Origin of the sequence: Mycobacterium sp., assembly GCF_035499775.1 — a bacterium.
Classification (GTDB): domain Bacteria; phylum Actinomycetota; class Actinomycetes; order Mycobacteriales; family Mycobacteriaceae; genus Mycobacterium.
In genome coordinates, this window is the sequence record NZ_DATJYB010000391.1 from 19,305 (window position 1) to 45,088 (window position 25,784).

Consider the following 25,784-nt stretch of genomic DNA (forward strand, 5'->3'; position numbering starts at 1 on the left):
TGATCCGCGAAGGAGATCTGCGATGAGCGATACCGATATGTCCGACGCCGTCCGCGCCGCGGGCGCGCCCATCCAGCAAGCGGTGTCGGTGTTCATGCTGCACCCGGAGACCATGGCCGAGAGCATCGCGGCGGGTTACCAGAACCCTCTCGCGGGATATGTCGCGGGCCGCGGCGGTGTGCTGGGCGACGCGACCGGGGACACGGTCAGCTCGGTGTTCGTGGTGTTCGAGCCGAACTCTCTTCGCGCACTGTGGGAGGAAGGCATCGCGGTGCGCGGAGCGGCAGGTGCAGCCGAACGCTACTGGGAGCAAACCGCCGGCTTCGCCCGCAAGTACCTGGCCGGTGCCGAAGGGCTGGACCGCCTGGCCGCGCTGGGGGAGAAGATCATCGCGGCGACGCCGGGCGCGGGCCTGCCGCTGTACGCGGGCTGGCGCACCATGCCGCTGGCCGACGATGCGCCCGCGCGGGCGCTACAGGTGATGTTCGTCCTGCGGGAGCTGCGGGCAGGTGTGCATTTCAACGTCCTCACCAATTCCGGTATCTGCCCGGTCGAGGCGCACATGCTCAACAAGGGCCGTGAGTACACCACGATGTTCGGTTGGCCCGAGCCGTTCGCGGACGGCGCCGAAAAGAAGGACCGCTACGTCGAGGTCGAAGACGCGACAAACCGCCGAATGACCGAGATCTTCGCCGCCGCCCTCGACACTGACGAGGCAGACGAACTCGCCCGATTGAGCGCCGGTGCGCTGGTGTCGCTGCGGGCCAACGTCCCGAACTGACCTTCAACCCGCGATCGAAGAGACTGCATCGCGCGAATCCGGTTGTAGTACAAGCACCTAGGGGGCATCGCGTACCGCACCGGTTTGACGTTGATCGCCGTGTCTTAGGCTTCATGCACATCACGCCGAAAGGTCAGTCCATGCAAATCAGCCTGATAACCGGCCTCAACAACCAATCGCCAGTCGAATCCTGCATCCGCGAGATGACCGACGCGCGCGACGAGGGCTTCGCGAGGCTGTGGGTAACCCAGATGCCCTATGACGTCGATTTGCTCACCGTTCTCGCTGCGGCGTTGCGCGAAGTTCCTGACATCGAAGTGGCCAGTGGCGTGGTGCCCATCCAGAACCAGCACCCGACGCTGCTCGCGCAACGAGCGTTGACGCTCAACATCATTGGCGACGGACGGTTCACGCTCGGCATCGGAGTGACGCACCGAGCAGTGACCGAAGGGATGTGGGGCATCTCCTGGGATAGGTCGGTGAAGCGGCTGTCCGAGTATCTCGACGGTTTGCTGCCCCTGCTCGCCGGGGAGCAGGTCGACGCCCCCGGCGAGCTCGTCACGACCAGGGGCGGGCTGCAGATTCCCAACGCACCGACCCCCCAGGTATACGTCGCGGCGCTCGGACCGCAGATGCTGCGGGTCGCTGGCCGGCGTACCGCGGGCACGATCACCTGGATGACGGGTCCAAAGACGCTGCGGGAACACGTCGGACCCACGCTGCGCGGTGCGGCCGCGGAGGCGGGACGCCCGGAAGGGTCGGTTGCGGTCGCCGCCGCGCTGCCGGTGAGCGTGACGGACGACGTCGACGCCATCCGGTCGCTGGCCGCTAAACAATTCGCGATGTACGGCCACCTGCCGTCCTACCGCGCGATGCTCGACAGGGAGGGCTATGCCGGCCCGGAAGACGCCGCGTTGATCGGTGCCGAGACCACCGTGTGGCAGCAGCTCGACGAGCTTCGCGATGCGGGTGTGGACGAGTTCGTCTGCATCCCGTTCGACCCGTCGCCCGAAGGAGGGCAGCGCACCCGAGCGTGCCTGCGGGCGTGGAAGTCTCGCGCTTTGAGTTCCTAACCGGATTCGCTTGGGCCGAGGGCGAATTCGCTAGCCACCGGGTTATCGAGTAGCCCTGTCGCCGCGGTTGCTGGCCCATCGGGTGGTCGTGCGGGATGCTGGACGGTGGGGCGCAAATCTCAAGAACCGGGATCCGCGCGCAAGCGGCCAGCGAGGTGGCAGGTACGACGGAAGGATCGCAGTGAACGAAGAGCAGCGCGACGTGATGGCGTCGCGGCGCGGCTTTATCGCCGCGCTGGATCAAAGCGGTGGGAGTAGCCCGAAGGCCCTGAAGCTTTATGGGATTCCAGAGGACGCATACGACAACGACGAGAAGATGTTCGACCTCATCCATGAGATGCGCGAGCGCCTCATGTTGAGTCCGAGCTTTTCCGGCGACCAAATACTGGCGACCATCCTGTTCGAGCAGACGATGGACCGAACCATCAACGGCGAGGACACCGCCGCTTTTCTGTGGAAGCAGAAGCGCATCGTGCCGATCGTCAAAGTCGACCAGGGTCTCACCGACGCCGAAAATGGTGTCCAGCTGATGAAGCCCATCACGAAGCTCGAACCCCTGCTAGAGCGGGCCGTGAGCAAAGGGATTTTCGGCACCAAGATGCGCTCGTTCATTCAAGAGCCCACTGAGGACGGGATCGAGGCGGTCGTCGACCAGCAGTTCGCCTACGCACGCAAAATCACCGAGCACGGACTCATGCCGATCATCGAGCCCGAGGTCAGCATCAAAAGCCCCGACAAGGCGAAGGCGGACCGCCTGTTGGTGGCGGCGCTGACCAGAAAACTCGACGAACTCCCCGAGAGCCGGCAGGTCATGCTCAAGCTGACATTGCCCGACGAAGACGACCTGTATGTGCCGCTCATCCACCACCCCCGGGTTCTGCGTGTCGTCGCATTGTCCGGCGGCTACAGCCTCGCGGAGAGTTGCGCGATCCTGTCCCGCAACCACGGCCTGATCGCGAGCTTTTCGCGTGCCCTGACAGAGGGCTTAACCGTCAACCAGACCGATTCGGAATTCGACCAGAAGCTCAGCTCGAATATCGAGCAGATCTATGCGGCGTCGCTGACGTAGCCGCGCTCGCGATCGCCGCTAAACCGCCGCCTTTTCCAGGATGTGGACGCCGCAGGCCGAGCCCAGGCCGATCACGTGGGCCAGGCCCACCTTGGCGTTCTCGATCTGACGGTCGCCGGCCTCGCCGCGAAGGTGGTGGCAGATTTCCCAGATGTTGGCGATGCCGGTGGCCGCGATGGGGTGGCCCTTGGATTGCAGCCCGCCGGAGACGTTCACCGGGGTCGAGCCGTCGCGCCAGGAGGCGCCTGAGTTGAAGAAGTCGGCGGCGCCGCCCTGCTCGCACAGCATCAGATTGTCGTAGTGCACCAACTCGGCGGTGGCGAAGCAGTCGTGCAACTCGACCAGGTCCAGGTCGGCCGGGGCGACGCCGGCCTGCTCGTAGGCGGTGTTGGCGGCGTTGCGGGTCAGCGTGTTGACGTTGGGCAGAACCTGGCAGCCCTCTTCGTAGGGGTCGGTGGTCAGCACCGAAGCCGACACCTTCACCGCGCGCCGGCGCTGCTGCAGCGACAGCGACTTCAACGTTTCGCCGTTGCACACGATCGCGGCGGCAGCACCGTCGCAGTTGGCCGAGCACATCGCGCGCGTGTTCGGGTAGGCGATCATGACGTCGTTCATGATCTGCTCGAGGGTGAACCTCTTCTGGTAGGCCGCCAGCGGATTGAGCGTCGAGTGAGCGTGGTTCTTCTCGCTGATCTTTGCGAACAGCTCGAAGCTGGTGCCGCCGTACTTGTGGCCGTACTCGGTACCGATCTGGGCGAACACCCCGGGCATGGCCTCGGTGCCGATCCGGCCGTCGACCGGAGCGACCGCGCCGTAACGGCCCTTCGGGGCCCAGACGTCGGCGTCCTTCTTTTTCGCCCCGCCCGCGCCCAGCAGTCCGGCACCGGACAGCTTCTCCACGCCGACGGCCAAGCCGTACTTCACCTCGCCGGCTTTGACGGCCATGATGGCGGTCCGCAGCGCGGTGGCCCCGGTGGCGCAGGCGTTGGCCACGTTGTAGACCGGGATGCCGGTCTGGCCGATCTGTTTCTGCAGCTGCTGACCGATCCCGGCGTTGGCGGCCATCAGGTTCCCGGCGGCAATGACGCCGACGTCCGCCATGGTCAGGCCGGCGTCGGCGAGCGCGTCGGTCGCGGCCTGGGCGGCCAGGTCAACGGTGTCCAGATCCGGGTGCTTGCCGAACTTGGTCATCCGGATCCCGAGGATCCAAATTTCGTCGCTGGCGCTCATCGTCTGCTCCTTCTCGGGCCTGGGGATCGATGGTGGTCTGGTCAGCCGGCGGGCTCGAAGCCGAAACCGATCGCCTCGGTGCCCTCGGAGTCGGCGCCGATCGGGTAGGTGGCCAGCCGCACTTTCATCCCGTCGCGAACCTGCTCGGGAGTGGGCTCCACGTTGACCAGGTTGGCGCGCACCTGGGTGCCGTCGCAGTCGATGACCGATGCCACGAACGGGGTGGGGATGCCCGGGGCGGCGAAGGTGACGATCGTGAACGTCCGCACCGTGCCTTCGGTCGCGACCGGGACGGTCTTGAAGTCGGTCGCGAAGCAGCTGGCGCAAGCGTTGCGCCGGTCGAAGAACCGGGCGCCGCAGTTGGTGCATTCCTGCGCGATCAGGTGCGGTTCGCCATCATCGAGGACCAGATAGTCGACCAATGGGATCTGCCCAGCCATACGAACCTCCGTCTCGTGCCGGCCGACCGCCGGACTCAGCGCGCCACCGGACGGTTCCAGGCTCCGCCGCGAACGCGACACAGAGCGGGCCGCCGTTTCGCTGCGAATCTGACAAACCACCTGGTAGGGGCGTGATCATCGACTATCAAGTTAGATAATCTACACGTCCTCGAAACGACCGGTCAGTCCGGGCAGCGATGTGCTCGCGCCGCACGACTTGTGCCCGATCTCGCGACGCACCGGAGGTGGGTGATATCGATGATTTCAAGATGCGTGGGTATCCCCCACGGTCGACGGCTAAGGTGTCGCGCCGCCAAGGTCAACCAAGTGTGGAAGCCCTACTCCGGGACGGGTGGCAACCAGCCGGCCATGCCGTGTGTCCCGGCAATGACTCCCCGATCAATCTCATCCGCGACGGGCACGCTGCCGGTCAGATCTGTCTCTTGGCAGCTGCAACTGAGGGCACCGAACGGATTCGGGGTGTCGGACGCGCCTGGGTCGGCGCCGGCGAGTCCTGCTCCCACAGCAACGGAGCCGAGAACAACAGCGGCGCTGAAAAGCATTTTCGCGATCGGATGTGCGATCGACATTTCGGTTCTCCTTTGAACGTTCGATTCGGCGGATCTCGCGAGAGATGTCAAGACCGCAGAAGTCGGGTGTCTCCTACGCCTTGTTGGCGACCTACATTTCGGTCGGCGGGCAAGCCTTCTCGTTGTCCCGCAATCGGTTTCCGACCGGTCATGATTCCACTTAAACGGATCGGCAGCACAGGATCGAGGAAGCAGGGCCATTTCATGTCGAAGTCAAAGACAAACGCTGCGGTACTTTTGTGCGCGATGTGAATGTCGTTGTTCACTGGACTGCTGACGCCGGCCACGGACAGTGCCCCAGACGGGGTAGCGGCTCAGAGCCGGCTGAGCCGTTCGGCCCTCTTCGCGGCGAATTCCTCGTGGCAGAGAATGCCGCGTTCATGCCGCCCGGCTAGCGACTCGATGGCCGCGGGACCCTTGGACGCACCGTAAGCGCCTAGTGGCGCAAGCGCATCAGCGCTCTTCTCACGCAGAGCATTCGTTTCGTCGCGGTTGGCGAACACGAGGACGGCAAGATCGTGTGCCTCGCGCACGATCCGCCAGTTCGGCCGGCCCTCCTGCGGCGAGAACCCGACGTGTCGAGGTGCTCATGGTCCCGCCCGGTTGCCACGGCCCGTGGACGTGCTCGTCGGAGGGGGAGGACGGTTTTGTGGTCGGCGGCGGTATTGGAGCCGGCGTTGCCGAGTCGCAGCGGGATCGCCAGCGGCGCCGCCGCAGCCACCGGATTGGCGCTCCGATCAATACGGGAAAAGGTCCTTGCAATCCCGACGATCCCATGCAGAGCGCCTTTCTTCATGAATGGCACACGGCAGCAATCGAATTACCGTTGAAAGCCCCGGGCCTAGTCAAGCGAGCCAATCGAAACCGGCTACGTGTCAACACTAATCCGTGTATCGGATCGACGTCACGCAACGGTCGTGTGGGTGCGTGAAACCGTCGACCGATTCGACAAACTCACCTCGCGCCACGGCGGCGCCCCAGCCACATCCGATTCCGACATTTCGACGCACAACTCCCGCATCCGCAAAATCGACAAAGTTGGGGGCGCATAAAGCCGTGGTGACCGTTGGGTGCTGAAGGATTGAGTGCATCATCCTCGACCTCGAGACCGGAGCCGGCTGACCGAGTACGTAGTAGCGCAACCACATTCGAGTACTCGACTACTCATTGCCGCGAGCCCTGCGCGTGTAAGGATCGGATCCCAACCACCTCACGGACGGAGCGACCAGTGACCATCACCCGCGGCGACGTTGAGTTCGCCAAGCGCATATTCTTCGACCGCGTCGGCGACGACTACGTCTATGGCGGCACCTGGGATTCCGACGATCGCACCGTCGGCTGTGACTGTTCCGGTCTGGTGACGGACGTGTTATCGGCGGTATTCAACGGCAAAGACATGGAGTGGGGCCGGGAAGGACTGTCCACCGAGTCCTACCGCTACAAGCCCTTCGGCCAACAGTCGGTCGGCTCCTTCGATTTGGTGCACGTGGCCTCCCTGGGCGAGATTCCCGCGGATGCGCCGGTGGTGATCAACCTGCACCACGAGGGCGACGGCGGACCCCACTCGCACATGAACTGTGTCGTCGACGGGGTTTTCATGGAATCGTCAGGCACCTACGGCTGCTGCACCACGCCCAAGGCCATCCCGTCCGACAGCAGCTACTGGAACGATCACTGGTACGTCGCCGGGCCCATTGTCGAAGACGGCACACCCCTGACGCTGGGTCATGTGGATAGCTTCTTCGCCGACGTATCCGAATTCCAAGTCCCCGTTGACAATTCATACCCGTACAAACTCTTGTCCATCAGAGTTAGCGATGGCACCTATCAGGATCACAACTTCGCGCAAAACTATGCTTGGATGCGCAACGCGCTGGATACCGGCCGGTTGGCCTGCGGCATCGTGTACACCTACGCGCGGCCGAATTGGCAAGACAACGCCAACACGGTGCGACAGATGATCGACGCCAACGGCGGTCTGCACCCCAAAGTCGTACTCATGCTAGACGTGGAAAGCGGCGGCAACCCCGCCGGTGACGGCTCCGATTGGGTCAACGCCCTCTACAAGAACCTTGCTCAGTACGCCGGCAACCCCGCGCGCGTCATCGGCTACGCCAACCAGGGCGACTTCAACAGCATGTGGCCAACGCGGCCCAACGGATTACGCGTGATCGCAGCGGGGTACGGCTCCAACCCGCTGCTGCCCGGGCAAATCGCCCACCAGTACACCGACGGTTCCGCCGGCGCCAACCAAGGTCTGCCGATGGGTTGTGCCCCGTTCGGCAACTGCGACATGAACGTCGCAGACGGAGTGTCCCCCACTGATTTTGCCGCAGCCTGCGGTATCAGCACCGCGCCGGCGACACCGGAAGCGGCAGCAAAACCACAAACGCCGACAAAGCCGCAAGTGATCATGACGGTCCAGATCCAAGACATCATGAACATCCTCAACGGGACCAACACCGACGGCTCGCCGCTGATCGGCCCCGACGGGGCCGACTACCGCAAGGTGGACCTGCTGTTCCCCGACACCGAATCCTTCGACGAGAAGCCCAACACCACCCGCTCGGTGCTCGACCAGATCACCACCCTGTCGAAGGTGCTGGCCATGACCCACAACGGCAGGACGTTGTTCCAGATGGTGTCCGATCTTCATGACAAGATGTGACCCATCCGATCAAGGCATGCGAGATGCCCAATGAACCAAGATAATTCGGGATATTCAACTGGCCGACAACGAGTCGCAAGAATACTGGCCGCCGGGGGCGCTGACCCCCACTGGCGCGCTCGTGTGGCTTGAACGCGATGCCACCACCCACAAAACCGCAAGCGTCCTAAGGAGATTCACCGAAATGCCACTCCCATACAAGCCTGGGTCACACGGCCCGGAAATCGAATATTGGCAGGCATGGTTCGAGCGCGAATACCGCGCGTATGCGCCGACCGAAGACGGCTACTACGGCGACGACGAAGTCGCCGCGGTCAAGGAAATGCAGCGGCGCCTCGGCCTTCCGCAGACGGGAGAGTTTGACGCCACGACGGCATCCCGCGCCGGTTACGCGCCACCAGCGCCTGACCTGCGGCCCATCATGTTCACTGTCGAAGGGCATACTTCGAACATGTTTGCCGGGCCCGTCGCCGACACCGGCACCCAGCTCGAAGCCGAAGGGCTCTGCCACCACCAGCCGATCGGCTACAACAACGGCCCGATTCCGTTCGATAATGCCAGCGGTGTCAACGAGTTGGCCCGCCTGATCGGCTCCGAGGTGATGGACAACCTCGTCCCATTCCCCAAGGGAACGCCCTGGTCGCTGGGTGGGTTCTCCCAAGGCGGGATCGTCATCTGCGACTTCTACTTCGATTACCTGGCACCCGGAAAGCCGCTCGCCTGGCGAACTCCGGAGCTCAAAGGTGTTCTGGCTTACGGCAACCCGGGCCGCCAGACTGACAGCATCGCGGACTGGGCGCGGCCTTGGATCACCCAAAAAGGAACCCAGGGGCTCGACCCGCGCCGGCGGTTCGGGCTGCCCGGCTTCCCGGACAAGCCCGACTCCTGGGTTGACGTATACCGCGAGGGCGACATCTTCGCCGAGAACGGCGACGACAAAGCAAGCGAGATAAAGGCCGCCGTGTACCAGGCGGTGGCGCGCTCCGACGTATTCTCCAACCCGTTCTCCCTCGCCGCACAGATCGCCGATCTGTTCGGGGAACCGGTCAGTGAGATCTTGGGAATCGTCAGGGCCATCGTCAGTGGCGTCGCGTTTCTTGGCGACACCCCCAATCCCCACTACTCCCCGTATGACATCGGCGGCGGCGTCGATTGGATGCGAAACCGACTGCGCAGCTGATTGATCAAGCGATTGCAGGATAGGACACAGATCGGGATGGCGCCAAAGTCGAATTCTGTTATCACAGAATACAGCTCGGATGATGCACAGCTCGCCCCAGCGCGGCACACCGTACGCACAGACCGGACGCACCGACGTGCCGGCGTTGGTGGCGATCGCGCAGCTATGAGTCCAACCACAGTGCCCGAAGTCGTCACACGCATGCGAGACATCGCCTCAGAGCTGCCGGCGAGCGATGGTGCCAGCGTGTTCAACGGCATATACCTGCGGGTGACCGAAGCGATGCAGGAGCGCCTGACCAAGGGCGGCTTTTTTCGCGACGCGGCATTCGTCGCCGATTTGGATGTCCGCTTCGCCGACTACTGGTTCAACGCATACGACGCCGCTAGCGACAAGCCGAAGGCCTGGGCACCCCTGTTCAATGCCCGCGCGAACAGAAAGGTAATGCCGATTCAATTCGCGCTGGCCGGGATGAACGCGCACATCGAAAGTGATCTGCCGCTTGCTGTTGTCGCCACATGCACCGCGCGAGGATGCACCCCTGACGACCCAGGCGTGCGCGAAGACTACGACGCAGTCAACAAGGTGCTGGCCGGCGTCGAAGCGGAAATCCGGCGGTCATTCCTGACGACGGTCGAAAAGTCCATCGATAACCACCTTGAACCCCTCGCACACATCATCTGTTCGTGGGACATCGAGAAGGCTCGTGACGCCGCGTGGCTGACCGCAAAAACATTGTGGGAACTACGACGGGTCAACCTACTGTTCGATGGATTCGTCGAAACACTCGACAGCACTGTAGGAATGGGCTCTAGCCTGCTGCTCACCCCGGTGACCCGGTAGTCGCTCCTGTCTGCGCGCATCAACCACGCGACGACCTCACCGCCGACGTCGACGTCCGCGAGAAGACGTTTCCGGTAACCGGATCCACGCACTTCCCACCTTTTACGATCCCGCCGGCGTGGGCGCAGCAGTAATCAACACCCTGACCAAGGTTCTTGATGCAGAAGTCGTAGAAGCTCGGGTCGTAGTCGGCCCGCGCGACTACGGGGTGCGCGAACGGGCTGACCACCAGCGCGAGCGCCGCGCTGAAAAGAGTGGCGCCAACGAGCCGACGCACACGAACGTGACGGGCAAGACTGGTCGTCTGGCAGGTAATCATCAGCGGGACTCCTTCGTCGGTGTAGTCGGCTTTTTCATACGTTTCGTCTCGGTGCGCATTTATGCCGAAAGCGGGATCGCATCCGGCACAACGCTTTCGGCTAAGTCTGGTGCCGGTGTCGGCGGCTCGGCGGGTGAGTGACCATTCGAAGTCGGCTTCTGCACCGAGGTTTCGCGCTGGGGGAGGCTGCCGTCACCAGGGACCTGCATGGCACTCACCGCGATACTGCGGCCGAGCTCCGTGTAGGCGGCGAACTGGCCTTCGGAAAACCACTGGTCCGATGTGTTGTCGTGCGGAAACTCTGCGCCGCCCTTTTCCGCGGCGTAGGTCAAAACCCAATCGGGCAACTCGCGCCACAACACAGCCTTGGCGATGATGAGCCATCCGGTTCTGGCCTCTTCGTCCTCGATTCCAGCTGCCTTGGGATACCTTATTTTCCCTCTGGCCACAGCACCTTTGGTGATGCGGGTGTTGAGGCCGCTAAACGCATGAGAATCGGCGAACTGTTCGCCGGATCCCGGTGCGAGATTCTCGACGCCGAACGGCCCGCCGTTCTCCATTGTGATCTCGACGCCGAGCTCGAATCCAGCGAGCCTAATTGCGTCGGCGAGACCGGACAGCAGGGGGGGAGCGTCGCCGCCGCCGTCGATACAGTAGATCAATCGGCATCGCCGGCGTAGGGCCTCGACGAGACCAAGGTTTTCGTAGTGCCCACCGTCGGTAACTTGAACAAGTCGGGCGTCAAACTTATTGATACCCAACAGTTCGCGGTAGAAATAGCCGGCGCCACGCACCGAAGGGAGTGCCTTGGGGAAAGAGGGGTCCGCAGCGTTGCGCTGAGCGTTTCTCACGAAAGTGGGGTTGGGAAGCCAGGTTCCCAGGCGCGCCCCGGACAGCGCCAGCAGCGTCTGAATTCCTTTGGTCTGTCGTCCCATCGCCGAGGCGAACGCCGCTCCGCTGACTGCCATCGCCGCCTGTACGGTGAGGTCGCGTTCAACGCGTGCGGGTGCCGCTCGGCGCAGTTCCGCAGTCTTGAGCCAGCCAAGGGCTGGTCCCCCGATGTAATCGGCGGTCATGACAAACGACACGGCGTTGAGGCCGGGTGCAGGCCGGATGTCGCCATCGGAGATGGCCGCGGCCGCGGCGAACACGAATTTCGGGCCACCCGACTGAGCTTTGCCGTATTTGTCGAGCCAAGTCGCTTCGCTAGGCTTGTATTCCGCGGCCTTCCCGCGGGTGCGCCGCACAGCGAATGTGTGTGCGAGGCGTTGCCGATAAAACGGATGCAGGCTCAACGAGGTCACGTCGAAGCTACTCAGCAGCAGCGCTAGCAGCGCGATCCCTGCCAGGTATAGCCACTGAATGTCAGAAGTCAGTGGTTGGCCGGGATTGCGGATCTGCTCGTCGACCTCCGCGTTGTAGACATGCTCGGCGACGATGCCGAGCAGCAGCAGCCATCCGATCAGCATCACGGCCAGGGTGAACAGCACGAGGCCGATACGCACCACCCCCGACGGCACGACTTTCAGCCACCGAGATGGATTCAGAAAACTGTCGCTCTTCGACCTCATCGACACCAGCGTCGCCCCGTATTGCAGGACCACCACGGCCGCGGTGCCGCCAATCGCCCCCAAAGGCCCCTTGTCCGGTCGCTGTAGGCACAGCCACATCAGTCCAGGCCCAGCAAAGCTGAGAACGAACACCAGCAGGGCCAATAGTCCGGCCCTCCGACCCATCCAACCGAAGGCGGCTCGCGCGTTGGTGCTCACCCGCGAGGCGGAGGCCCACTCGCAGCCCAGGCTGCCGACGACGCAAATTATCACTGCCGCAACGGGAATCGCGATGGCCGCCAGCACCGCCACCGGACGTGCCTGCAGCGACTCGATATGGGTGCTAAGGGGCGACACACCACCTCGACGGGGAACCACGGCCCTAAACGGAAAATAGGTCACGAAGATCCCCAGCAGCCACCCGAGAATGACTGCGGACGAAGCGATAATGAGCGCTGACGCCAGGAGGTTCTTCAGCACCTCGGCAAGTGCCCGCAAGAGAGCGAACGGTGAATCAGCGATGTAATCGCAGCGCCGACGTATGGAGTCGAATTCGACTGAACCCGGGCTGAAGCGCTCAGAGAGCGGCGCGATCGCACCGCCCGCTGCACCGTCTTGGGTCGCGTCGCTTTGGACGCCAAGCACCCGCGCCCCAGCGCTGAAACCGCCGCCGGACACCGAGATCACATAGTCGAAGTCGTCAAGCACCGGTGCCTGCTGCCACGCGTCCGGAATGCTGTCCCGCGGGCCGGCGAGCTTCTGCATCGCGCCCATCGCCACACACGCAGAGCGAACTCCGCCGCCGGATAGGCACAGAGCCGTGGGCGCCGGCACGGACCCCACTTGGCGGTGGTCGTTCAAGGGCACCAGTGGTGAGGCGTCGGGAACAAAATACGCCTGGCGCCAGGCCGCCTCGGTGTCGCCTTCGACCGGCTCCGGCGCCGCCTGTGACAACGCGGCGTCCCACCAGTTGGCGTGGTATCGCCGTCGGTACCTTTGCAGGCGCAGATGCGACAGGATCACCCGGATCACGGAGAAGACAGCTGCCGGTATCGCCGTAACCGCCACGACCAGTGCACACCATTTGACGGTGGCCATCGCGCCTGGCGCGTTAATCCAGAACGCATCCGGCAGACCGCCGAGCCGCCCGGGTCGGCCGATCACCCAGTAGATCAACGCGTCCTCGAGAAGGTGTGCGACCACGGCAATTAATGCTGCGGCAAGGATGAAATGGCTGAGCTTCTTGCCGGACTTGGAGAACGCCAGGTTCGTGAAGACCAGGGCGCAGGTAATCAACACCAGGAAATAACCCAGCATCACCCATCGGTCGTATCCGAGCGCGCGCGACAGACCAGACATCAGAACAGCCGGCAGACCAGCTGGATCGGAAGGTGTTTGTACCTTCCTCAGATAGTCGGGGTGTCCCGTGTAGCTGATCGTGAACAGGTATTCCGGGTCAGCCTGCGTCCAATTCGTGGCGAACATGTACACGCCCGCAGCGATCGGGATGCTGAGAGATGCAACCTTGCCCCAGGCGTGCGTGATGAGGGACGACCATCGACGCGGTATTGGCACGAGGCTGCCTGAGTTCTGCGCTGTGGTCATGATGGTGGCACCGGCCGGTCAGTGGTGCACAGGCTCCGTGATCCTGGGGCGTCCATGTCGACCCCTTCGTAGAGTGAACGACTTCCGTGCTTGCCGCACTCTTTAAGGGTTCCGCCGCGGACGCCGGTGCAACTAGAGTATTGCGCTACTCGAATCCTTCCGGCGCTCTCGTCGTCATTTGCGTCAGCCTTCCGGGCACCCCGTCGGCGTGGTTGGCAGACCATGGCCAAGGATGAGGGGCGTGTCGGATGGTTTCGACGTACGCGGGCGCGCGCTGCGCGACGGCGAGCTCGCCGCCTGGCTGGCCGAACACAGCCTGGGGAATCGGTTCGGCCTGGCCGTTGACGGCGCGGATGCGGAGCGCGGTTCCGAAGCACTGCACACCAGTGCTCTGGCTGTCGTGGCGGCCGACGGGGACGGCCGCTACATCGACATCGCCGCAATGGCGCCGGACGACGAGGCGGCGCTGGCGTCTTGGCTTGCCGACCCTGGCCCACCCAAGGCGGTGCATCAGGCGAAGTCGGCGATGCGCGCTTTGGCCGGCTGGGGCTGGTCGCTGCGAGGTGTCACCTCGGATACCGCGCTGGCGGCTCATTTGTTGCGTCCCGAGCAGCAGACCTTGGCTCTCAACGAATTGTTGATACGCCACATGCGTTGCGCGCTGCCCTCGGAAGCCCTTGAGACGCAGCGATTTTCATCGCAGCCAGGTGGGCCTGACGAGCAGGCCGTGCGATCGCTGATCCTGAGAGCGTGCGCGGTGCTCGACCTGGCCGACGTGCTGGACGAGGAGCTGGCGCGGATCGACTCCTCGTCGGTGCTGAGCAGGCTGGAGCTCCCGGTCCAGCGGGTGTTTTCCGGGATGGAGACCGCCGGCATCGCTGCGGACCGCGCATTGCTGACCCGCATCCGCTCTGACGCCACCCGACTTGACGACATCGTCGGCATCCTGCTGAATTCGATCGGCTCCGACGGTCGCATCCACACCACGTTCCACCAGACCGGCGCGGTCACCGGCAGGCTCTGGTCGTCCGACCCGAACCTGCACCTCGATACGGGCCGCCGCATCCGCGAGGTGTTCGTGCCGGGGGATGGCTACGCCGAGCTGATGACGGCGCGCTACGGCCAGCTCGAGACGCGGGTGATGACCCATCTGTCCGGCGAAACGGGCCCGATCGAATCGTCCAGCAGCGCCCGGCTACGTGGTGTCGTCGACGACGCCCGCAAGCTCGGATACGCCGCCACACTGCTGGGCCGGCGGCGTTACCTGCCCGAGTTGGACAGCGCTGACCGTCAGGTTCGCCAGGCCGCCGAACGTGCCGCCCTTTCGATGTCCGTCCGGGGCAGCGCAGCGGACATCGTCAAGGTGGCGATGATCGACGTCAACCACGCGATCGAGGATGCCGGCCTGAAATCACGCATCCTGTTGCAGGTGGATGACGAGCTGGTGTTCGAGGTGGCCGCCGCGGAGCGCGAGGCGTTGGCGGCGCTCGCCTGCGAGCGCATGAGCGGCGCGTATCCGCTCGATGTGCCGCTCGAGGTTTCGGTCGGGTGCGGCCCCAACTGGGACGCCGCGCGCGTCGTCAGCTGACAGATGCCTATGGTCGAACGGTGACGATCACGTATGACGACGCGCTGCGTGAGCAGATCCGCGCGCATTTGGCGGGTCACGATCGCCGCGCCGTGACCGACCCGAGCAAGCGCCATGCCGCGGTCGCGGTGGTGCTGGTCGACTCTGAGGTCGGCGAGGACAGGGTGGACCCGGCGCCGGTGGACGACTGGATCGACGGGCGGCCGATGCCGGAGCTACTCGACGGCCGCATGGTCGACGTCTCCGGCGGTGCCGCATTCCTGCTGTGCCGCAGAGCATCTCGCCTCACCTCGCATGCGGCGCAATGGGCGCTGCCCGGTGGCCGGGTAGACCCGGGCGAAACCGTGGTCGAGGCCGCACTGCGGGAGTTGGACGAGGAGGTCGGCGTTGCGCTGTCCGACTCGGCCGTGCTCGGCCTGCTGGACGACTACCCGACGCGCTCCGGTTATGTCATCACACCGGTGGTGATCTGGGGCGGCGGACGACTCGACCCGCGACCTGCGCCCGACGAGGTGGTGGCGGTCTATCGCGTGGGCCTGCACCAACTGCAGCGCCCCGATTCGCCCCGATTCATCGCCATCCCGGAGAGCCCCCGGCCGGTCGTGCAAATCCCGTTGGGAAACGACTTGATTCACGCGCCGACGGGTGCTGTCTTGCTGCAACTGCGGTGGTTGTGCCTGGAAGGCCGCCACGACCCGGTCGACGGGCTTGAGCAACCGTTATTCGCCTGGCAGTAGCCTGTTGTCGGCTCAGGCGGCGGGTTGCGCGTGAAGGTTTCTGGCGCCCTTGACGTTCCGCAATCCCGAGCAGTTCACGCAGCCGACGCATCCCACGCAGTCGGTGCAGCGCACGCACCCGACGCAGGCCGCGCACCGGGTGCAGGCGACACATGCCAGGCATGCCACGCATTCCCGGACGACCACACACAGCGCAGTGAACGCACTGCCGATCACCGCGACGCCGCCCGCGGTCGCCGCAGACCCGGCCACCGCAACGCTGCCCGCGGTCGCAACCGAGCCCGCCACGGCCACACTGCCCGCAGTCGCCGCCGACCCGGCAACGGCGACGCTCCCTGCCGTCGCGACCGACCCGGCAACTGCGATGCTGTCGCTCGAGGCTATTGAGCCGACCACGGAGTCACTGTCGACTGCCTCCGCCCAATCCCACTGGACCGTCATGGTTGAACTCCGCTAACTCTCGATCAAATGTGCACTGCCGTTGTGTAATTCGTCGCGGCCAAGACCCATCGGGGTGACCGCGGGAACATCGCCGCCGGCGACTACGGCCCGGGTGATCGGGGTGAGCGCCCGGAAAAGCGCCTCCACCTCGTCGTCGCTGAGCGCGTCGAGCGCCGACAGGGCAAGCGCGTCGGTCGTGGTTTCGATGTGGTCCTTGAGCTCCCAGCCGGCAGCGGTCAGCGATCCGTCGTCATCGAGCAGGCCCCGCTCGGCCAGCCGCTGTTCGTGGTGACGCCACGACGCCTCGTCGTAATCGCGGCCGCGCGCGAGAAACTCACGTGTCACGCGGCGCGCCGCAGCATGTAGCACGTTGGACTCTCGGCCGGAAACACCGGCGGCGGCCAACAGCGCCACGTGGGCGTCGCCGCGCTGCTCGCGCAACAGGGTCGTGGCATGCCACAGCGCGGCGACCCGATCGTCCGGCCATGGCAGCGCCAGATTCGCGGCGAACAGCGGCCGTCCGTCGAGCGGCGCACCGCGTGCCGCCTTTCCCGCCAATTCTGCTGCGACACGGATGTTTTCGTCGTCCTCGACCCCGTATCGGCGCAGCGCCGCCACCGCAGATTCCCGCCGCGCGCGCAGGGCGGGTTCGGGACCGGCGATCTGCCACGCCGCGGGCAGGGCCTCGGCGACCCGCTCCGGGGCGAAGTTATAGAAGATCGCGGTCACGACCTGCGGCGGGACCATGCCCAACGGCGCCGACCGGGCCGCAAAGTAGCTCATCCAGAAGCCTCGGTAGCCCAGTGCGTCAAACGCCGCCCGCGCCTCGGGCGCGAAGTACGTCACCGCGTGCACCGGCTCGAATCGATCAAAGAAGCGCCGCGCCAGCCTCGGTTCTCTGCCCACGGGTCGCAGTTAACCACCCGTTGCTGCCAGGGCCAAGGCGCGAAGGAACGTTACGCTGCCGACGCCGCGGCCTCGAGTTCGTCGAGGGCTTCACCGGTGTAGACGGCGAGGCGCTGCAGGTGCGGCAGAGTATCGCGACATCCGACGAATCCGAAGTCCAAGTCACCGGCGTAGCTGTGCAGCGTGATGTTGAGGGCCATGCCGTGAGCCGGGATGGACACCGGGTAGTTGGCCTCCATGCGGCTGCCTCGAAGGTAGAGCACGTCTTTGGGGCCCGGGACATTGCTGACGCACAGATTGAACGCAAAGGGCCACGGCGGCCGCACGCCGGTCAGCGCGCTCACCACTTGGAACCCGCTTGGCGCCATGATTGCTGCGCTGTAGGCCATGATGGCGTTTCGGCTCATCCTGCGGAGTTCGTTCTTGGTCGCGCGAGTGGACCTCGCAACGGTGTCTAACCGCTCGATCGGGTCGGCGATATCGGTGCCCATCGGTGCCAGCATCGCACCGACGGCGTTACCGCCGCCTTCGTCGTCTTTGGCCCGGACGTTGACCGGCACGAAGGCGATCAGCGATCTATCCGGCAGTTCACCGAGTTCGGCCAGGAAGGTCCGCAGACCTCCGCCGATGATCGACAACGCCACGTCGTTGAGCGTCGCGTCCTGCTTCGCGCCGATCGCTTTGAGCCGCTCGGCCTTGTAGTGCTGGGTGGCGAAGCGCCGGTTGCGGCTGATCCGGTTATTGAGGATGCACGGCGGCGCCTGGAAGGAGGTCACCAGGTCACGATGCTCGTCGCCGGGTCGCAACTCCGTGTTGATCACAGCCCGGGTGAGGTCGAATGCCGAACGACCGGTACCCGCGACGAACCCGATGGCGCTGCCTATCGCGCTGATCGCACCCGCCGCACTGCTGAGGAGGTTGCCGCCGCCTTCTGAGTTCTCTGTGTCCTCCGCTTTGTGGGAGCTTCCGGTTGCCGGACCACGGATATTGAAGAACAACGGGTGGTCGGTGTCGTGCGGATCCGTGGACATGCTCTTCCGGAGTATTTTCGTGGCCGTGTAGCCGTCCACCAACGCGTGGTGCATCTTGATGTACATCGCAAATCTGCCGCCCTCCAGCCCCTCGATGAAGTGCACCTCCCACGGCGGGCGCCGCAAATCCAGCGCATTGCTGTGCAACCGGGACACCAGGATTCCGAGCTCCCGTTCGTCTCCGGGGCTGGCCAGCGCGGAGCGTCGAACGTGGTAGTCGAGGTCGAAATTATCGTCGACCACCCAGGCCTGGTCAGGCCTGTACAGCAGCGTGGGATGGGCAAGTTTGCGATTCCAGGGTGGGACGACTTTTTCCAGTTTGGTCTCGTCCAGCAGCTGGCGCAGGAAATCCGGCGGCGCGTCCGGCGGCGGAGTGAACGGCATCAGTCCGCCCACATGCATCATGGTGCTCGGCGTCTCGCCGTAGAGGAACATCATGTCGAGCGGGCCAAGCCGCTTCGCTGGTTCAGCCATCGGGACTCCTCGACGTCGATGTGGTCATCACGATTGGTACGCGCCGTATTTTAGGCGGGCGCCCGCGGTGCGTGTCTGGCACTGGCAGTCATTGTTCCTGCGACAAGATTGACGCACATTTTCGTTTCGCAGGAACAAGCCGAGTCTCCGGTGGCCACCTATTATGCACCGCATGGCTAGCAACTGTGTGCAACAGCAGGTCTCTGAGGTGGCGGAGGCGGTTGGTCGTCGCGCCGACGAGCTTGCAGTGATACTTGCCGAGTCGATCAGCCGCGAGGTCCAGCTTTACCGAACGGCGATTCTACTGCCTTTCGACATGGTCGTCGCCGGCTGTGCAGCCAATCTTCGACCGATCTGCACCGCCATCGCCGCCGACGCCGCATTCGACACGACGGCCGCCACCGAGCTGGGTGTACAGCGCGCCCGCGATGGGGTGCCGTTGTCGTCGGTGATGGAGGCGTACCGCGTGGGGTTCCGGCGCCTATGGGATGCCGTGGCAGCCGAATCGGCCGGCTACCCTCGCCTCAACGGCGGTGCATATCGTGACTTGACGGACAAGGTGTGGGCCGCACAAGAGGCCTACACCGACGCGATGGCCGTCGGGCATCGCGCCGAACAGATTCGCCGCCTTCGTAACGACGAGGCGCAGCGCGCCGAACTGATCGACGCCCTGCTACATGGCCGAATCATCGAAGAATGCAGCCTTTGGGAAGCCGCCGACTCCCTTCGGCTCCCCACGGCCGGGCCGTACGTCGTGGTCGCCGCCGAGGTGGATCCGGTGGGTGGGCAAGGGTTGCCGCAGATCGAGTCGAAGCTGCGCAGCCTGGACATCTTCTCGGCGTGGTGGATGCTTCCCGACCTCCACGTAGGCATCGTGCATATCAGGAATGACAAGCACTTCGGTGATGCGCTGGCGTTGGTCTCCCGGGTTGCCACCGCGCGAGTCGGGGTGAGCGCACGCTTCGACGACTTGCGCGACACCGCTCAGGCGTTGCGCTTTGCCCGGGTGTCGCTGCGAGGCCGCCTGGATCCCGGGTTGCTGGTGGCGCTGTTCGACGGCTCGATACTGACCAGCGCGGCGGTGAGCGCACCGGAGGTCCTCGTCAAGCTCGTCGAACCGACAATCGATTGCTTCGCCGGGCTTCCTGACCAGGAGCGTGACGTCCTGTTCGAGACATTTCAGGCCTGGGTGGACAACGATGGGTCGATGCGCACCGTAGGGGATTTGTTGTTCTGCCATCCCAATACCGTGCGCTACCGGCTGCACCGCATCGAGCAGCGCACCGGACGCTCGTTGTCCAAGCCGCGTGACGTTGCGGAGTTGTGCCTCGCCTTCGAAGTGCACCGTCGCCTCATGGAGCAGGGCCGCCAAACACCAGCCAGCTGAGTCTGGTTGCCTGACAAAGGTTTAGCCGTTCCTCACCCGGTAGCGTAGCCAGTGCGACTCATCGGGCAGGTGTGCCCCGGCACACCACGGGACACTCGACATTGTTTCCTATTACAACGACAACGAGTTGGACCGGCGCGACGATTGACGCAACCAAGGGAGCGGTTGAAACGGAGCAGACGTGTCCAATCTTGCGCTCGATCAGCGACTGCCGCGTTAACCACGCCGCGGTGAAAGGGCTTCGATGAACACCGTAGTCGACCAGCCGGACGATCTGCTCAGCCTCGTCGGGCGGCCCCTTGGCAGCACAGACTGGATGGAGATCACGCAGGAGCAGGTGAACTTGTTCGCCGATGCCACCGGGGATCATCAGTGGATCCACACCGACACGTCGCGGGCGAGCAACGGCCCGTTCAAGGGCACCGTCGTGCACGGCTACCTCACCTTGTCACTTGCACCGGTGGTGATTTCGAAGGTTCTGGAGATCCGAGAGCTGACCGCTGCGCTGAACTACGGCATCGACAAAGTGCGCTTCCCCGCGCCGCTGCGAGTCGGATCGCAGGTACGCGCCACCGTGACGGTGATGCGTGCGCGTCAGAAGACGTCGGGCGTGGAAGCCGTGTTCACCATCGTCTACGAGATAGCGGGCGGGCCCCGCCCAGCCTGTGTGGCCGACGTCATCGTGCTGTACCCATAACGTGCGCGCAGCGGAACTACGGCACCAGCACGACCGAGCCGACGGTCTTACGCGCTTGCAGATCGCGGTGCGCTTGGGGCGCGTCCTTGAGTGGGTAACGACCACGCACCGTCACCGTGATGGTGCCCGCCGCGATGGCATCGAATAATTCTCCTGTACGCCAAGTGAATTCGTCGCGTGTGCGCATGAAATGGGGCCGAGACGGCCGGGTCAGATACACCGAGCCGGCGGCGTTGAGCCGCCGCGGGTCGAGCGGAGGCACCGGCCCGCTCGCCGCGCCGAACAGCACCAGCATGCCGCGCACCGCCAGGCCGGCGAGGCTGGCGTCGAACGTCGACTTACCCACGCCGTCGTACACAGCGGCGACGCCCGCACCCCCGGTGAGCTGTCGAACCCCGGCCGCGAACTGCTGAGGGTCGGTCGGGTAGTCGAGCACTTCCACGGCGCCGGCTTGGCGGGACAGCTCCGCCTTTTGTGCTGTGGAGGCCGTCGTGATGACCCGGGCGCCGAGGCTGGTAGCCCACTGCGTCAGGATCAGGCTCACCCCACCGGCTCCGGCGTGCAGCAGGACGCTGTCGCCGCGCTGCACGGGATACACCGACTTGATGAGCAGGTGGGCGGTCATGCCCTTGAGGATCGCGGCCGCGGCGACCTCGGATGTCACCGTATCCGGCACCGGCGCAACGACATCGGCCGGTGCCACACAGTACTCGGCGTAGGCGCCGATCGCGTCGGCGGTCGCGACCCGGTCACCCGGGCGCAGTGCGGTCACGCCCTCGCCCACGGCCGCAACGGTTCCGGCGACTTCCTCCCCGAGGACGAACGGCAGCTGATGGGGATACAGCCCCGCCCGGAAGTAGGTGTCGACGAAATTCAAGCCGATCGCCTCGGCCTTGATCAACACTTCACCGGCGCCCGGGGAGGGTTGCGGCTTCTCGACGAAAGAAAGGACTTCCGGTCCGCCGGTGTGCTCGACTTCTATCGCGTGCATCTTCAAACATTCCAACGGGTAGGGATCGCTGTCGATGGTCTCGCTGACAACGGCTGCGGGTTCACGATGGGACGCGGTACAACGGGGGACGCCAGACCGCTGGATAGTGAATCCTGTTTGAGCGCTGGGAAATAGCTGGCAACACTCACGGGATTGTCCGCGTTGACAGCGAGCGGCCGACAGCGTTGTTACCCGAGACATCGACACCTTCAGTCGTGATGGCAAGTCTGGTAACTAGACGACGGCGGAAGGACGGTCAGGACTATGACGTACGCGAGAACCGTGCACGAGGTGACCTACGATCTGCTTCGTGGGCTCGGTCTGACGACGGTATTCGGCAACCCGGGCTCCACCGAGGAGACCTTCTTGAAGAACTTCCCAGACGACTTCACTTATGTCCTGGGATTGCAGGAGGCATCGGTGGTGGCCATGGCTGACGGATTCGCCCAGTCCACCGGCAAGCCCGCCTTGGTCAATGTGCACACCGCTGCGGGGATGGGCAACGCGATGGGCAACCTGGTGGCGGCGGCTAAGGGCAACACGCCGCTGATCGTCACGGCCGGTCAGCAGACCCGCGAAATGGTTTTGTGCGAGCCATATCTGACCAACAAGGACGAAACTGTCTTTCCGCAGCCGTGGGTGAAGTGGGCGTATGAGCCCAAGCGCGCCGAGGACGTACCGGCGGCGATCATGCGTGCCTACGCGGTGGCTTTACAGCCACCGGCCGGCCCGGTGTTTGTGTCGATCCCGCTCGATGACTGGGAGAAGCCCGCGCTGGGTGCCGCCGTGATCCGCACAGTGAGTCACCGGGTCAGCCCGGATGCCGAGCGGCTGTGCGGATTCGCCGAGCGCATCAGTGCAGCGCAGCGGCCACTGCTGGTTTTCGGCCCCGAGGTCGATCGCGCCGGTGCCTGGGACGCCGGCGTGGCGTTCGCCGAAAAGGTTGGCGCGCCGGTATATAGCGGCCCGCTGCCCGACCGGGCATCCTTCCCCGAGGATCACCGGCTGTTCCAGGGACAGCTGCCGATGACCATCGCCGGTGTCACCGAGGTGCTGCGTGGTCATGACTTGGTTGTGGTGATCGGGGCGCAGGTCTTCCGGTACTACCCATACGTGGCTGGTGAGTACCTGCCCGAGGGCACCGAACTGCTGCAGATCACCGCCGATCCGGGACTCGCTGGTGCGGCGCCGGTAGGCGACAGCGTGCTGGGGGACACGCTGCTGGCGTTGGAGCAGCTCGTGGGCATGGTCGATGATCACAGCGACCGGGAGGTACCAGCTAGGCAGGCGCCCACCTCCGCAGTCGACGTGACCGGGTCGGCACCGCTGGAGCCGGATGCGGTGTGGGAGACGTTGAGAACCGTCACGCCAGCCGATTCGCCGTTGGTCACCGAATCGACGTCGACGATGGCCCAGCAACTGCGATTCCTGCCCAGCACCCGGCCGGGGTCATTTTTCGCCACGGCCAGCGGCGGCATCGGCTGGGGGTTGCCCGCGGCGGTGGGCGTCGCCCTGGGAGACCGCGCCCGTGGCGTCAAGCGCCACGTGCTTGCCACCATCGGCGACGGGTCGTTCCAATACTCGGTGCAGGCCCTCTACACTGCCGCCCAACACCGGCTACCGATCGTGTTCGTCGCGATGCGCAACGGCGAATACTCGATCCTGAAGTCGTTCGCGCTACTGGAAAAGACCCCCGGCGTGCCGGCACTGGACTTGCCAGGCCTCGATATCGCCTCCATTGCAACGGGTTTCGGGTGCCGCGCGGTCAATGTGGACAGCTGCGAAAAGCTCGCGCACGAATTCAATGCCGCGCTGAAGTCCGACGGGCCCACCGTGATCGTTGTGCCGACTAAAGTGCAGGCCGCGCATCTGGGTTGACCGCCTCAAGGAGCAGACGTGCCCGTCTATACCTGCACAACGACCGAGTCGACGCTGTCAGTCGACAACAAGAAAGCGCTGGCGCGTGAGATCGCGAGCATCCATTCGGAGATCAATCACGTGCCGAGCACCTACGTCAACGTCGTCTACCACGAACTGCCTGCGGACAGTGTCTACACCGACGGCGTGCCGGCCAACCCGGTCCTCGTCAACGGCTGGATACGCGAGGGTCACCCGAAAACCGAGGTCACCCGTCTGGCTGTCGAAATCGCCTCTGCCGTAACGCGAGTTGCGGGCGTCCCGGCTGAGCGGGTACTCGTCGTCTTTGTGACCAGTCCGGCGAGTTTCGCTATTGAAGGCGGGCGGGTCCTGCCCGAGCCCGGCGAGGAAGCCGCCTGGATCGCCGGCAGCTGAGTGCTGGCTGCCACAGCCATCGAATTCAGGGTATTTGCGCCGTCACTTTCAACATATATCTGACCTGGGGGCTTGCGGCAAGGCCGGGGTCATGGCGCACAATCGCTGGCCGGAGCCAGAACTCACTGAAGCGGGGGTTGCCGAGTGCGTGCTGAGTTGGCCGCGGACAGGATGCGCGAAGACGTCGATCAGATATCGAGCCATGCGGTGCTAGTTGTGGGAGGCGGCCCGACGGGCCTGATGTTGGCAGGCGAGTTGGCCTTGGCAGGAGTCGACGTCGCCATCGTCGAACGGCGGGTCAGCCAGGTCCTGATCGGCGCGCGGGCGGGTGGCCTGCATGCACGCACGATCGAGGTACTCGATCAGCGTGGCATCGCCGAACGGTTTCTGTCGCAGGGTCAGACGGCGCAGGTCGCCGGGTTCTCCCAGATTCGCCTGGACATAAGTGACTTTCCCACCCGGCACCCCTACGGGCTTGCGCTGTGGCAGAACGACATCGAGCGCATCATGGCGGGCTGGGTCGCCGAGTTGGCGGTACCGGTCTATCGCGGGCGCGAGGTGGTGACCATCGCTCAGGACCACGACGGGGTCGACGTCGAGTTGACCGACGGTCAGGCGCTGCGGGCGCAGTATCTGGTCGGGTGCGACGGAGGACGCAGCGTGGTCCGCAAGGCGACCGGCATCGACTTCCCGGGGTGGGATCCGACCACGAGCTACCTGCTCGCCGAGGTTGAGATGGACGCGACAGCGGCGGAGCCGCCGCAATGGGGCATCCGCCACGACACCTTGGGCGTCCATTCGCTCAGCATGCTCGAGGATGGGGGTCCGATGCGCGTCATGGTGACCGAGCAGCGCGTCGGCCCCAGCGTCGAGCCCACCTTGCAGGACCTGCGCGACGCAGTGATCGCCGTATTTGGCACCGACTACGGGATCCACAGTCCCACTTGGATCTCCAGGTTCACCGATGCCGCACGGCAGGCCGCGTCCTACCGCGACCGCCGGGTCCTGCTGGCCGGCGACGCCGCGCATGTGCATCACCCGATCGGCGGGCAGGGCCTCAACACCGGTATGCAGGACGCGGTGAATCTGGGCTGGAAGCTGGCGCAGGTGGTCAAACAGATATCGCCCGACAGCCTTCTCGACACCTACCATGCCGAACGGTACCCGGTCGGTGCGCGCGTACTGCGCAACGCGATGGCGCAGATGGCCCTTCTTCGCGCCGACGACCGCACCAAGGCAATGCGTGAGGTCGTATCCGAACTCCTCAGCATGGACGACCCGCGCAAACGGTTCGCCGCCATGATGTCTGGCCTGGACATCAATTACGGACTCGGGGAGGAACACCCGCTGGTCGGGCGCCGCATGCCCGATCTTGACCTGCTCACCGCCGACGGGCCGCGCCGAATATTCACCCTGCTGCACGACGCCCGGCCGGTGCTGGTCAACCTCGGTGCGCCCGACGGTATCGACCTCGCTGAATGGGCCGATCGCGTTCGACGGGTCGACGCGGAATTTGTTGGCGCTTGGGATCTTCCGGTACTCGGCGCGGTCACGGCGCCCGCCGCCGTCTTGATACGGCCGGATGGATATGTCGCCTGGGTGGGAGACGGTTCCCACCGTGGGCTCGCTGACGCCCTCACCAACTGGTTCGGGCCGTCGACCGGCTGCTGCGACATGGTGAGCTGAAACGCGATCAAACATATGCATGTCATATATGACATGAACTCGATAAGTCATCGGCCAAACCGGTGCGACCGGCTGTTCAGCCCACACCGGCCTGTTCCGGGCGGTCGAGACGAAATACGTTGTGGCCACGATGCGGAGAGCAAAGCCCGGCCGAGCCCCGGTCAATCACACGGTGATTCATGTCGATCTCTAATTATGGTACCTCA

22 protein-coding genes and 1 pseudogene are annotated in these 25,784 nt (G+C 64.6%); 13 read left to right on the plus strand and 10 right to left on the minus strand.

The window, feature by feature from the left end; genetic code table 11:
* The first annotated feature begins 22 nt into the window (after positions 1-22).
* The 3 genes from VML93_RS24160 (at position 23) to VML93_RS24170 (ending at position 2,923) form a co-directional block, all read left to right on the plus strand.
* Positions 23-781 (plus strand): SCO6745 family protein, encoded by a 759-nt coding sequence (locus VML93_RS24160; protein ID WP_325614803.1) that lies wholly within the window; start codon positions 23-25, stop codon positions 779-781.
* A 140-nt stretch (positions 782-921) separates the two neighbouring features.
* On the plus strand, positions 922-1,854 hold the full coding sequence (locus VML93_RS24165; protein WP_325614804.1) for a TIGR03564 family F420-dependent LLM class oxidoreductase: 933 nt from the start codon (positions 922-924) through the stop codon (positions 1,852-1,854).
* Positions 1,855-2,035: 181 nt separating this feature from the next.
* Entirely contained in the window at positions 2,036-2,923 is an 888-nt protein-coding gene (locus VML93_RS24170; protein WP_325614805.1) for a fructose bisphosphate aldolase, read from the plus strand.
* An 18-nt stretch (positions 2,924-2,941) separates the two neighbouring features.
* Here the strand turns inward: VML93_RS24170 and VML93_RS24175 are convergent, their stop codons facing one another.
* The 4 genes from VML93_RS24175 to VML93_RS38695 form a co-directional block, all read right to left on the minus strand.
* Positions 2,942-4,153, minus strand: a complete 1,212-nt coding sequence (locus VML93_RS24175) for a thiolase family protein (RefSeq protein ID WP_325614806.1) — start codon at positions 4,151-4,153, stop codon at positions 2,942-2,944.
* 41 nt (positions 4,154-4,194) lie between these two features.
* Positions 4,195-4,593 (minus strand): Zn-ribbon domain-containing OB-fold protein, encoded by a 399-nt coding sequence (locus VML93_RS24180; RefSeq protein ID WP_325614807.1) that lies wholly within the window; start codon positions 4,591-4,593, stop codon positions 4,195-4,197.
* A gap of 338 nt (positions 4,594-4,931) precedes the next feature.
* The gene (locus VML93_RS24185; RefSeq protein WP_325614808.1) at positions 4,932-5,183 is read right to left on the minus strand and encodes a hypothetical protein; all 252 of its coding nucleotides are present in this window, start codon (positions 5,181-5,183) and stop codon (positions 4,932-4,934) included.
* A gap of 314 nt (positions 5,184-5,497) precedes the next feature.
* Positions 5,498-5,716: a hypothetical protein gene (locus tag VML93_RS38695; RefSeq protein ID WP_414686428.1), complete on the minus strand. Its 219-nt coding sequence runs from the start codon at positions 5,714-5,716 to the stop codon at positions 5,498-5,500.
* A gap of 695 nt (positions 5,717-6,411) precedes the next feature.
* Between VML93_RS38695 and VML93_RS24195 the strand changes: the two genes are divergently transcribed.
* The 3 genes from VML93_RS24195 (at position 6,412) to VML93_RS24205 (ending at position 9,874) form a co-directional block, all read left to right on the plus strand.
* Positions 6,412-7,851: a hypothetical protein gene (locus VML93_RS24195; RefSeq protein ID WP_325614809.1), complete on the plus strand. Its 1,440-nt coding sequence runs from the start codon at positions 6,412-6,414 to the stop codon at positions 7,849-7,851.
* Between the two features lie 184 nt (positions 7,852-8,035).
* Positions 8,036-9,031 carry a peptidoglycan-binding domain-containing protein gene (locus tag VML93_RS24200; protein ID WP_325614810.1) on the plus strand — a complete coding sequence of 332 codons (996 nt, stop codon included), beginning with the start codon at positions 8,036-8,038 and terminating at the stop codon, positions 9,029-9,031.
* A 180-nt stretch (positions 9,032-9,211) separates the two neighbouring features.
* Positions 9,212-9,874, plus strand: a complete 663-nt coding sequence (locus VML93_RS24205; RefSeq protein WP_325614811.1) for a DUF5995 family protein — start codon at positions 9,212-9,214, stop codon at positions 9,872-9,874.
* 19 nt (positions 9,875-9,893) lie between these two features.
* Here VML93_RS24205 and VML93_RS24210 read toward each other — a convergent pair whose 3' ends face one another.
* Both VML93_RS24210 and VML93_RS24215 read right to left on the minus strand, forming a co-directional pair.
* Positions 9,894-10,193, minus strand: a complete 300-nt coding sequence (locus VML93_RS24210) for a hypothetical protein (RefSeq protein WP_325614812.1) — start codon at positions 10,191-10,193, stop codon at positions 9,894-9,896.
* A gap of 59 nt (positions 10,194-10,252) precedes the next feature.
* Entirely contained in the window at positions 10,253-13,348 is a 3,096-nt protein-coding gene (locus VML93_RS24215) for a hypothetical protein (RefSeq protein WP_325614813.1), read from the minus strand.
* Positions 13,349-13,537: 189 nt separating this feature from the next.
* Between VML93_RS24215 and VML93_RS24220 the strand changes: the two are divergent.
* Positions 13,538-14,936, plus strand: a pseudogene (locus tag VML93_RS24220) (DNA polymerase); the annotation flags it as partial.
* 20 nt (positions 14,937-14,956) lie between these two features.
* The gene (locus VML93_RS24225; protein ID WP_325614814.1) at positions 14,957-15,673 is read left to right on the plus strand and encodes a CoA pyrophosphatase; all 717 of its coding nucleotides are present in this window, start codon (positions 14,957-14,959) and stop codon (positions 15,671-15,673) included.
* Positions 15,674-15,685: 12 nt separating this feature from the next.
* Here the strand turns inward: VML93_RS24225 and VML93_RS24230 are convergent, their stop codons facing one another.
* Genes VML93_RS24230 through VML93_RS24240 form a run of 3 tightly spaced genes read right to left on the minus strand, consistent with a single transcriptional unit; the run spans position 15,686 to position 18,525 of the window.
* The gene (locus VML93_RS24230) at positions 15,686-16,114 is read right to left on the minus strand and encodes a hypothetical protein (protein WP_325614815.1); all 429 of its coding nucleotides are present in this window, start codon (positions 16,112-16,114) and stop codon (positions 15,686-15,688) included.
* Positions 16,115-16,126: 12 nt separating this feature from the next.
* Entirely contained in the window at positions 16,127-17,020 is an 894-nt protein-coding gene (locus tag VML93_RS24235; protein WP_325614816.1) for an SCO6745 family protein, read from the minus strand.
* Positions 17,021-17,070: 50 nt separating this feature from the next.
* Positions 17,071-18,525: a wax ester/triacylglycerol synthase family O-acyltransferase gene (locus VML93_RS24240; RefSeq protein ID WP_325614817.1), complete on the minus strand. Its 1,455-nt coding sequence runs from the start codon at positions 18,523-18,525 to the stop codon at positions 17,071-17,073.
* A 172-nt stretch (positions 18,526-18,697) separates the two neighbouring features.
* Here VML93_RS24240 and VML93_RS24245 point away from each other — a divergent pair, with 172 nt between their 5' ends.
* Positions 18,698-19,912: a helix-turn-helix domain-containing protein gene (locus tag VML93_RS24245; RefSeq protein WP_325614818.1), complete on the plus strand. Its 1,215-nt coding sequence runs from the start codon at positions 18,698-18,700 to the stop codon at positions 19,910-19,912.
* Between the two features lie 244 nt (positions 19,913-20,156).
* Entirely contained in the window at positions 20,157-20,609 is a 453-nt protein-coding gene (locus VML93_RS24250) for a MaoC family dehydratase (protein ID WP_325614819.1), read from the plus strand.
* Between the two features lie 16 nt (positions 20,610-20,625).
* Here VML93_RS24250 and VML93_RS24255 read toward each other — a convergent pair whose 3' ends face one another.
* A complete protein-coding gene (locus VML93_RS24255; RefSeq protein ID WP_325614820.1) occupies positions 20,626-21,600 on the minus strand; it encodes a quinone oxidoreductase in 975 nt (324 codons plus the stop codon).
* A gap of 264 nt (positions 21,601-21,864) precedes the next feature.
* On the opposite strand from VML93_RS24255, the gene mdlC reads away from it, so the two are divergent.
* The 3 genes from mdlC to VML93_RS24270 all read left to right on the plus strand — a co-directional run bounded on the left by mdlC (position 21,865) and on the right by VML93_RS24270 (position 25,578).
* Complete coding sequence (mdlC, locus tag VML93_RS24260; RefSeq protein WP_325614821.1) at positions 21,865-23,478, plus strand: benzoylformate decarboxylase; 1,614 nt, start codon at positions 21,865-21,867, stop codon at positions 23,476-23,478.
* 18 nt (positions 23,479-23,496) lie between these two features.
* Positions 23,497-23,892, plus strand: a complete 396-nt coding sequence (locus VML93_RS24265; protein WP_325614822.1) for a tautomerase family protein — start codon at positions 23,497-23,499, stop codon at positions 23,890-23,892.
* A 171-nt stretch (positions 23,893-24,063) separates the two neighbouring features.
* On the plus strand, positions 24,064-25,578 hold the full coding sequence (locus VML93_RS24270; RefSeq protein WP_325614824.1) for an FAD-dependent monooxygenase: 1,515 nt from the start codon (positions 24,064-24,066) through the stop codon (positions 25,576-25,578).
* Positions 25,579-25,784 lie beyond the last annotated feature (206 nt).

Excerpts from the sequence above, each read along its gene's own strand:
- VML93_RS24185 (WP_325614808.1), bottom strand. The coding sequence starts at position 5,183 with ATGTCGATCGCACATCCGATCGCGAAAATGCTTTTCAGCGCCGCTGTT.
- VML93_RS24250 (WP_325614819.1), top strand. The coding sequence starts at position 20,157 with ATGAACACCGTAGTCGACCAGCCGGACGATCTGCTCAGCCTCGTCGGG.
- VML93_RS24240 (WP_325614817.1), bottom strand. The coding sequence starts at position 18,525 with ATGGCTGAACCAGCGAAGCGGCTTGGCCCGCTCGACATGATGTTCCTC.
- VML93_RS24165 (WP_325614804.1), top strand. The coding sequence starts at position 922 with ATGCAAATCAGCCTGATAACCGGCCTCAACAACCAATCGCCAGTCGAA.
- VML93_RS24180 (WP_325614807.1), bottom strand. The coding sequence starts at position 4,593 with ATGGCTGGGCAGATCCCATTGGTCGACTATCTGGTCCTCGATGATGGC.
- mdlC (WP_325614821.1), top strand. The coding sequence starts at position 21,865 with ATGACGTACGCGAGAACCGTGCACGAGGTGACCTACGATCTGCTTCGT.
- VML93_RS24175 (WP_325614806.1), bottom strand. The coding sequence starts at position 4,153 with ATGAGCGCCAGCGACGAAATTTGGATCCTCGGGATCCGGATGACCAAG.
- VML93_RS24160 (WP_325614803.1), top strand. The coding sequence starts at position 23 with ATGAGCGATACCGATATGTCCGACGCCGTCCGCGCCGCGGGCGCGCCC.
- VML93_RS24210 (WP_325614812.1), bottom strand. The coding sequence starts at position 10,193 with ATGATTACCTGCCAGACGACCAGTCTTGCCCGTCACGTTCGTGTGCGT.
- VML93_RS24200 (WP_325614810.1), top strand. The coding sequence starts at position 8,036 with ATGCCACTCCCATACAAGCCTGGGTCACACGGCCCGGAAATCGAATAT.
- VML93_RS24230 (WP_325614815.1), bottom strand. The coding sequence starts at position 16,114 with ATGACGGTCCAGTGGGATTGGGCGGAGGCAGTCGACAGTGACTCCGTG.
- VML93_RS24215 (WP_325614813.1), bottom strand. The coding sequence starts at position 13,348 with ATGACCACAGCGCAGAACTCAGGCAGCCTCGTGCCAATACCGCGTCGA.
- VML93_RS24245 (WP_325614818.1), top strand. The coding sequence starts at position 18,698 with ATGGCTAGCAACTGTGTGCAACAGCAGGTCTCTGAGGTGGCGGAGGCG.
- VML93_RS24255 (WP_325614820.1), bottom strand. The coding sequence starts at position 21,600 with ATGCACGCGATAGAAGTCGAGCACACCGGCGGACCGGAAGTCCTTTCT.
- VML93_RS24270 (WP_325614824.1), top strand. The coding sequence starts at position 24,064 with ATGCGCGAAGACGTCGATCAGATATCGAGCCATGCGGTGCTAGTTGTG.